The sequence below is a fragment of the Pseudonocardia ammonioxydans genome, from assembly GCF_900115005.1.
Taxonomy (GTDB): domain Bacteria; phylum Actinomycetota; class Actinomycetes; order Mycobacteriales; family Pseudonocardiaceae; genus Pseudonocardia; species Pseudonocardia ammonioxydans.
The window spans coordinates 1-1,718 of record NZ_FOUY01000146.1 but is presented as its reverse complement, the minus strand read 5'-3'; the positions used below and the strand labels follow the sequence as shown (position 1 = coordinate 1,718).

Sequence of the window (1,718 nt, the reverse complement as noted above, 5' to 3'; positions counted from 1 at the left end):
CATGCACACATTCGCATGTGCTGATGGGAGTTTGCGATGGGGCACGGCCACGGGCACGGCGTCGCAGGGGCGGCGAGTGCCGGACGCGCGTACATCCGGCGTTTGGGTGCCGCGTTGGCGCTCACCGCCGCCTACATGGTGGTACAGATCGTCGTCGGCATCAGTTCCGGATCGCTGGCGCTGCTGTCCGATGCAGCGCACATGGGAACCGATGCGCTGGGCCTGGGGCTGGCGCTGGCCGCCGTGGTGTTGGCCAACCGCCCCGGCGCGACCCAACGCACGTTCGGCAACTACCGGCTCGAAGTCCTCGCCGCCGTCATCAACGGTATGTTGCTCTTCGCCGCCGCTGCCTACGTCTTCGTGGAAGCGATCCAGCGCCTGGCCGACCCGACCGAGGTCGCCGGTATCCCGGTGCTGATCACCGCAGTGTTCGGACTGGTGGTGAACCTGATCAGCCTGCGTCTGCTGGCAGCGGGTGCCCGCGAGAGCCTCAACGTCAAGGGTGCCTACCTCGAGGTCATGGCCGACATGCTCGGTTCGGTCGGCGTCATCGTGGCCGCCCTGGTCGTCTGGCTGACCGGGTGGGTCTACGCCGACACCATCATCGCGGCGGTGATCGGGCTGTTCATCGTGCCCCGGACCTACGTGCTGATGCGGCACGCGTTGCGGATCCTGATGGAGGTCGCCCCGCCCGAGATCGACGTCGCCGGTGTGGAGAGTCGGCTCCGGTCGCTCGACGGTGTCGCCGACGTCCACGAACTGCACATCTGGACGATCACGTCCGGTGTCGAGGCCGCGAGCGTGCACGTGCTGGTCAGCTCCGACGACCGCATCCACCCCGTATTGGACGAGGCCCGCTCGGTCCTGTCCGAGGTGGGTGTCACCCGGTGCACCGTGCAAGTCGAGCCGATCACCCACGACGACGGTGCCGCCGGTTCGCGCGGCGCCCCGCGGGTGGGCACCGATAAGGCCTGAGACCCGACCCTCGGTTCAACGCCCGATTCGAGTGGCTGACACGGTGGCCGCAGCCGTGCTCACAGGTCGTCGGTGCCGTCCGGGCACGAACCGCGCCCGTTCGGTCCGCCGACCATTCGCCCCGCCGCGATGACCGGTCTCCGCGTCGTCGCAGCCGGTGTACGGCCCGTGTCGAGGGTGGGATCGCAACAGCCCACCCGGACGGTGACCAGGGTGGCGATCCGGCCGGTTCCGGCGCCGCGACCGCCATCGGGACGGCCGCGCCAGCGTGGGCTCGCCGACCTGATCTCCGTCGCGGCCTTGGCGCAGCCTTCGCTGCACGTCGCCGGCGCCTGGGCCACCACGCTCATCCCGGTCTCGGGCAGCGCAGCAGCCCACCACGCCGTCCCACCCAGAACGAGCGGGATCCAGGTCGTGCTGTCGGTGTTCATCGTGCTCGCGGTTCTCGCTTGCGGGCGGGTCGCAGCCGATCTCTCGGGGTTCCTCATTGCCCGCCGCAGCAGCACCGAACAGACAGCACGCTGCGGCAGCGCTCGGTCAGCCGGTACATGATTATTCGGCCGCCGCGCCGGGAGGCGCCGACGGCGCGGAGCTGCCAGGCGTGGTGGGAGACCAGCGCCTGCGATGTCCCGACCACCCACGCCATGTCACAGACGCACCGCATCGCCCACGACATACAGGTTGCGCTTCCGCGAATGTCGCGGTGTCGCGGTGTCGCGGTGTCGCGGTGTCGCGGTGTCGCG

The 1,718-nt window shown here is 69.7% G+C and carries 2 protein-coding genes; both read left to right on the top strand.

Annotation, left to right across the window (positions count from 1 at the left end; genetic code table 11):
* Window positions 1-36 precede the first annotated feature (36 nt).
* Window positions 37-975: a cation diffusion facilitator family transporter gene (locus BM093_RS34770; protein ID WP_093357713.1), complete on the top strand. Its 939-nt coding sequence runs from the start codon at window positions 37-39 to the stop codon at window positions 973-975.
* 213 nt (window positions 976-1,188) lie between these two features.
* Window positions 1,189-1,527: a hypothetical protein gene (locus BM093_RS36480; RefSeq protein ID WP_177238903.1), complete on the top strand. Its 339-nt coding sequence runs from the start codon at window positions 1,189-1,191 to the stop codon at window positions 1,525-1,527.
* Window positions 1,528-1,718: the final 191 nt, after the last annotated feature.

What these genes read in the sequence shown, in the direction of transcription:
- BM093_RS34770 (WP_093357713.1), top strand. Translation starts at nt 37, where the DNA reads ATGGGGCACGGCCACGGGCACGGCGTCGCAGGGGCGGCGAGTGCCGGA.